Source organism: Olsenella uli (genome assembly GCF_901212675.1).
In the GTDB taxonomy this organism is placed as follows: domain Bacteria; phylum Actinomycetota; class Coriobacteriia; order Coriobacteriales; family Atopobiaceae; genus Parolsenella; species Parolsenella uli_B.
On record NZ_CAAKOQ010000029.1, the window covers coordinates 41,240 to 47,239 of the forward strand.

The 6,000-nt window shown below is 65.2% G+C and carries 5 protein-coding genes; 4 read left to right on the forward strand and 1 reads right to left on the reverse strand.

Annotated features, from left to right (window positions below; translation table 11 throughout):
* Window positions 1-124: 124 nt before the first annotated feature.
* The 3 genes from EFAMC1_RS03425 (at window position 125) to EFAMC1_RS03435 (ending at window position 2,556) form a co-directional block, all read left to right on the forward strand.
* Window positions 125-847, forward strand: coding sequence for a Bax inhibitor-1 family protein (locus tag EFAMC1_RS03425; RefSeq protein ID WP_154052931.1), 723 nt, complete (start codon window positions 125-127; stop codon window positions 845-847).
* Window positions 848-1,288: 441 nt separating this feature from the next.
* Window positions 1,289-1,855, forward strand: coding sequence for a manganese efflux pump MntP family protein (locus EFAMC1_RS03430; protein WP_154052932.1), 567 nt, complete (start codon window positions 1,289-1,291; stop codon window positions 1,853-1,855).
* A gap of 167 nt (window positions 1,856-2,022) precedes the next feature.
* Window positions 2,023-2,556 carry an HdeD family acid-resistance protein gene (locus tag EFAMC1_RS03435; protein ID WP_154052933.1) on the forward strand — a complete coding sequence of 178 codons (534 nt, stop codon included), beginning with the start codon at window positions 2,023-2,025 and terminating at the stop codon, window positions 2,554-2,556.
* 380 nt (window positions 2,557-2,936) lie between these two features.
* Here the strand turns inward: EFAMC1_RS03435 and serB are convergent, their stop codons facing one another.
* Window positions 2,937-3,593, reverse strand: a complete 657-nt coding sequence (gene serB, locus EFAMC1_RS03440; RefSeq protein ID WP_154052934.1) for a phosphoserine phosphatase SerB — start codon at window positions 3,591-3,593, stop codon at window positions 2,937-2,939.
* A gap of 203 nt (window positions 3,594-3,796) precedes the next feature.
* On the opposite strand from serB, the gene EFAMC1_RS03445 reads away from it, so the two are divergent.
* Window positions 3,797-5,884, forward strand: a complete 2,088-nt coding sequence (locus EFAMC1_RS03445; protein ID WP_154052935.1) for a glutamine synthetase III — start codon at window positions 3,797-3,799, stop codon at window positions 5,882-5,884.
* Window positions 5,885-6,000 lie beyond the last annotated feature (116 nt).

Here is a 6,000-nt window from a genome sequence, read left to right on the forward strand (position 1 = left end):
CGCGCACGGGCTCGCCCTCTGTCACAATGGGTATCCATACTGGAAAGGAAGCCCGGGCACCCGCCCGCCCGCTTCCAAGACCTGTGCGCCGCCGCTTGCGCCGCACCCGTGGATTGGACATGACATGGCCGACACCCCCTTCAAGAACGACCCCCAGGGTGGCCTCGAGCCGTACTCGCCGTTCGTGACCGAGCAGCGCGCTGGCTCGGGAAAGCCGCTCTCGCTTCGCGGCTACAGCCTGGCGCTGACGGGTCTCGTGCTGCTTGGCTTCGTGGTGATGGGCGCCTGCGCCAGCCTCTTCACCAACGTGGGCTTCCTGCTGTGGATCTATGACAAGTTCACCCTCGTGACCATCCTGAGCTTCGTGGGCGCCATCGCCGGCATCCTCATGATGGGCCGCGCAAAGTCGTCCCAGTCGGTGGGGCTGTCGCTTGTGGGCTACGCGGTCTTCGTGCTGTCGTTTGGCTTCACCACGTCGACCGTCTTGCTCATGTACACGGCGCAGACCATCAGCAACGCCTTCCTCGCCACGGCCGGCATCGTGGCCGTGTTCGCGTGCCTGGGCGTGGCCTTCCCCAAGGCGTTCCAGCGCATCCAGGGCATCCTGTTCTTCGCGCTCATCGGCCTCATCCTGGCCGAGGTCGTCATGATGTTCATGGGTGTCGACCAGACGTGGATTGACTTCGCCGTGATCATCGTGTTCTGCGGCTTCATCGGCTTTGACTTCTACCGCGCCATGCAGGACGAGCCCACGCTCGTGAACGCCGTGTTCAACGCGTCCAACCTGTTCCTCGACGTCATCAACGTGTTCATCCGCGTGCTGTCGATCTTCGGCCGTCGCGACTAGGGTCGCCCGGCTCCGGTTCGCAGCGTCTCCTCCCGCGCCTCGTGCGGCCTTGCCGTGCGGGGCGTTTTCTGTTTTGGGTACCCGGTCGGGATGCCCAGCCGAGACATCCAACCCAGCCGAGACATCCAACCGGGGCGCCCAATCAAGATGCCCGGCCAGGGTGCTGCCAGCTTGCCTTCTTATGTCAACTGTGTAATACTACTCACTGTGAGTAATATCTGTGACGCCGCATTGCGACGCCATCGGTTCGACCGCCTTCGGCCGCGCCCTTGCCGGGTCTCTCGCGAGAGTCCGGCACATCGGAGGCCCACCCTCCGATCCCGCTGCTCCCGGTTCGCCGGTTTCAGCTTCGGGTCTGCCAACGCAACTGTGCCATGGGTCCCCTTGGGGTGTCGGGGGAGGGCCGTGCGCATGTCCTCCCATCCAGAGAGGAGCATGCGTATGGCACTGTGGGAGATCATCGTCATCAGCGTCGCCACGAGCATGGACATCTTTGCGGTGACCATCTCCAACACATTTTTGCACCCCGGCGAGCGTCGCAGCAGGCTTGCCCTGATGCCGCTCTCGTTCGCGCTGTTCCAAGGCGTGTTCCCGGCGATCGGGTACTTCCTGGGCGGCTTCGCGGGAGACCTCATCGAGGCCTATGCGGGCATCGTCACCCTCTGCGTGCTCGGCTTCATCGGAATCGGCATGATTCGCGAGGGCGTGGTGGAGCTGCGCGCCGACGAGACGGGCCACGGCGAGGACCTCTTCGAGCGCAGGCTCGCGAGGCGCTCGATCCTCGTCCAGTCGCTCGTGACCTCGATCGACGTGTTCGCCATTGGCGTGAGCATGCGTGCGATGGAGGCCGACATCGTGGCCGTCGGCGTCTGCAACGCCATCGTCACGGCGCTTATCTGCGTGGCTGGCATTCTGCTTGGGAAGCGCTACGGGCACCTGCTTGGCGACTACGCGCTCATCGTGGGTGGTGCCGTGCTGACTGCCGTCGGCATGAACGCGCTGTTTTAGGAGGCTTGCCGACGCGCGCGCTCGCGAATCCTCGTGCTCGCACGTGGCGGGCAACGTACATTGCCTCGCATCGTCCCCAAGGCTCGGCGTCCAGCTCGCAAGCAAGTCGGCGGGCCTCTTGTTTGGGTACATACCAAAGCGCGGGAACTGCGAAAGGGGAGACGGCCATGAACATGTTCGAGAGGTTCTTCAGGCGCACGAGGACGGCGGTCATCCTTATGGGCGTCGCGCTGCTCGTGCTGGGCATCGCTATGTTCGTGAGCCCGATCGACGCCACGCTCCTCATCGTGGGCATCGCCGGCTGGACGCTCGTGGTCGCGGGTGCGGTGACGCTGCTCAACAGCTGGGTGCACCGCTCGGTCGAGCTCAGGCAGGCAGACCTCGTGATCGGCCTCATCGAGGTCGTGCCGGGCATGTGCCTCGTCATCTGGCCGGAGGCCTTCGTGGCCGTCGTCTACGTGCTCATCGGCATCATCATCCTGGTGACGGGTGTGAACGACGTCGCCGAGGCGGGTGCCGTGCGCCGGCTGGGCCTGCCCGGCTGGGGCTGGCGCATGGTGTTGGGCGTGCTCACGCTGCTGGCCGGTGCCGCCGTGGTGTGCTCGCCCTTTGCCATGGCCGAGTTCGTGATGCTCGTCGCGGGCCTTGCCCTCGTCTTCGACGGCATCACCGAGATCGTCGCCGGCGTGAGGATGCGGTAGTGCCGTCATGTCAGGATTCGTTCCGTACGGCCGCCATTTGGCTGGCACAGAGGGTGGACGGGCAATCTACGTGAGATTTCGCGATGGGCGTCTTCGCACTTTCGAGTTGTGAACGATCTATTGGGGCCTGAGGGCAGCTCGAATCCGTAAACGCCAAATAACCTAGTCGCGGAATCTCGAAAACCAGGCCAAAAACCGTTCACAACTCAAAAGTGCGAAGACGCAAATCGCCGCTTGTCCGGTAGATGGCCTGTCGGTCTGCTTCGCGGGCCGATGCGGGGCGTCCGAGCAGCGTTTTAGCCGAGCCGCGTCACGAAAAGTGGCGCAGCACCCCTCCGCGGCGGTGAGCCTCGCCCCGAATCCCGCGGCATCTCCCGTGACTACCTGCCGTCCCCTTCCGCGCCGTCGATGACGTCCAGCGCCAGCATGAGGTCACGCTCGTCGATGTGGTGCGGTGCAGCGGCCCTCACCTTGGGCTTCGCGCAGAAGGCGATGCCCACGCCGGCTGCGAGGATCATCGGGATGTCGTTGGCCCCGTCCCCGATGGCGACGGTCTGCCCCATGGGAATGCCCAGCTCGGCCGCCCAGCCGCGCAGTGCCTCGAGCTTGCGCTCCTTGGTGACGATTTGGGCCGCGAGCCTGCCCGTCAGCCTGCCGTCCGCCACCTCAAGGCGGTTCGCCAGGCAGTAGTCGATGCCCGCCGCGGCCACGATGCGGCCTGCCACCTCGTGAAAGCCGCCGGAGACCACGCCCACCCGCCAGCCGCGTGCGTGGGCCGCCGCAACCAGCTCGCGCGCGCCGGGCGTGAACGTCACGCGCGCGAAGGTGCGGTCGAACACGCCCTCGTCAAGCCCGGCGAGCAGGGCCACGCGCTCGGTCAGGGCCTGGAGAAAGTCCAGCTCGCCGCGCATGGCGCGCTCGGTGACGCGCGCCACCTGCTCGCCCACGCCCGCCTCCTCGCCCAGAAGGTCGATGACCTCCTCGTTGATGAGCGTCGAGTCGATGTCCATGACGATGAGCCGCATGTCGCTAGCCATGTGAAGCCTCCCGGGTTGTGTCCGGCCCCATCATGCCATGGCCCGCGCCCGCCACACGCGCGATTCCAACCCTTAATCCACCCGTAATAGAGCGTCGCTAGAGTATCTGGACGTCAAGCGAGTTCGCGAAGCGCGCCGGCCTCACCGGCCCGCCCGTGAGCGCGGACGACACGGTCCACCTCGAGAAGAGAAAGCGAGACCACATGGCTTCTAAGGTCACGGAAGAGTACGGAAGCTTGGTATTCAGCGACTCCGTCATGCGCGAGCGCCTCCCCAAGCCTACGTACAAGGAGCTCTCCCGCGTCATCAAGGAGGGCAAGGCGCTCAACCTCGACATCGCCAACGAGGTCGCGCACGCCATGAAGGAGTGGGCGCTCGAGAAGGGCGCTACCCACTACACCCACTGGTTCCAGCCGCTCACGGGCATCACATCCGAGAAGCACGACGCGTTCATGGAGCCCACGGGTGACGGCCGCGCGCTCGAGACCTTCTCCGGTAAGGCGCTCGTCCAGGGCGAGCCCGACGCCTCGAGCTTCCCGTCCGGCGGTCTGCGCGCCACCTTCGAGGCCCGCGGCTACACCGCCTGGGACCCCACCTCCCCGGCCTTCATCAAGGACGAGGTCCTCTGCGTCCCAACGGCGTTCATCTCCTACACCGGCGAGGCCCTCGACAAGAAGACGCCGCTGCTCCGCTCCTGCGTCGCCCTTGACACGCAGGCCAAGCGCGTCCTCAAGGTCTTCGGCAAGGACGTCACGAGCGTCACCACCACGGTGGGTCCCGAGCAGGAGTACTTCCTCATCAAGGAGGAGGACTACGCCGCTCGTCCGGACCTCATCATGTGCGGCCGCACCCTCTTCGGCTGCGAGCCGGTCAAGGGCCAGGAGCTCGAGGAGCACTACTTCGGCGCCATCCGCCCGACGGTCAACGAGTTCATGAAGGAGCTCGACGACGAGCTCTGGAAGCTTGCCGTGCCGGCCAAGACCAAGCACAACGAGGTGGCCCCCTGCCAGCACGAGCTCGCCCCGATCTTCGAGGCCAGCTCCAAGGCCATCGACCACAACCTGCTCACGATGGAGAAGATGAAGATCATCGCCTCCCACCATGGGCTCACCTGCCTCGAGCACGAGAAGCCGTTCGACTACGTCAACGGCTCGGGCAAGCACAACAACTGGTCCATCTCGGCCGACGGCAAGAACCTGCTCGACCCGTCCGATACGCCTGAGGACAACCTGCAGTTCCTCGTCTTCCTGGCGAGCATCATCGCCGCGGTCGACGACCACCAGGACCTCATGAGGTGCTCGGTCGCCAGCGCCGGCAACGACCACCGTCTCGGTGCTAACGAGGCGCCCCCCGCGATCATCTCCGTCTTCCTGGGCGACGACCTGGCCGCCGTCGTTGACGCGCTCATCAACGACAAGCCCTACCAGAGCCATCCCAAGGAGAAGATGGACCTTGGCGTCCCGCAGCTCGCGGACCTCACCAAGGACAACACCGACCGCAACCGCACGAGCCCGTTCGCCTTCACCGGCAACAAGTTCGAGTTCCGCATGTGTGGCTCGCAGCAGAACCTGTCCGACCCGAACATGGTGCTCAACACCGCGGTGGCCGAGAAGCTCGACGCCTTTGCCACCTACATGGAGGGCGTGCCCGAGTCCGACTTCATCGTCGAGGCCCTCGCCTGGGTCAAGAAGACGCTGACCGACCACCAGCGCATCATCTTCAACGGCAACGGCTATTCCGAGGAGTGGCCGGAGGAGGCTGCCCGTCGTGGCCTGCTCAACAACCGCACCACGCCGGACGCGCTGCCCTGCATGCTCGACCAGAAGAACATCGACCTGTTCAACCACTACAAGGTCTGCTCGCCTGACGAGATGCACGCCCGCTACGTCTCCAAGGCCGAGCAGTACGCCAAGCTGCTCAACATCGAGGCCAATACGATGGTGTACATGACCAAGCACATGTACCTGCCGGCGCTGTTCGACTACTCCGGTGACATCGCGACCACCGTGGCCACGAAGGCCGAGCTGGGCGTCGCCGCCAAGGCCGAGAAGGCGCTCGTCCAGACCCTCACCGACGGCATCGACAAGATCACCGAGCTTGTCGCCACGCTGGAGGAGAAGAACACCGCCGCCCAGGGTCTCGAGGACTGCACCGCGCAGGACAACGAGTACCGCGACTCCGTCATCCCGGCGATGGATGCCCTACGTGCTGCCGTCGACGCGATGGAGAAGGTCTGCGGTCACGACTACTGGCCGGTGCCGAGCTACAACAAGATTCTCTTCTACGTCTAGGTTGTGGCTGGGAGTTCGTAGCTGAGCTGCCAGGTATTGGCAGCGGTTTTTTGGGGGAGGCTCCGCTTGGCGGGGCCTCCCCTCTTGTGCGGGGCGGCCGTGCGGGGCGGCCGTGC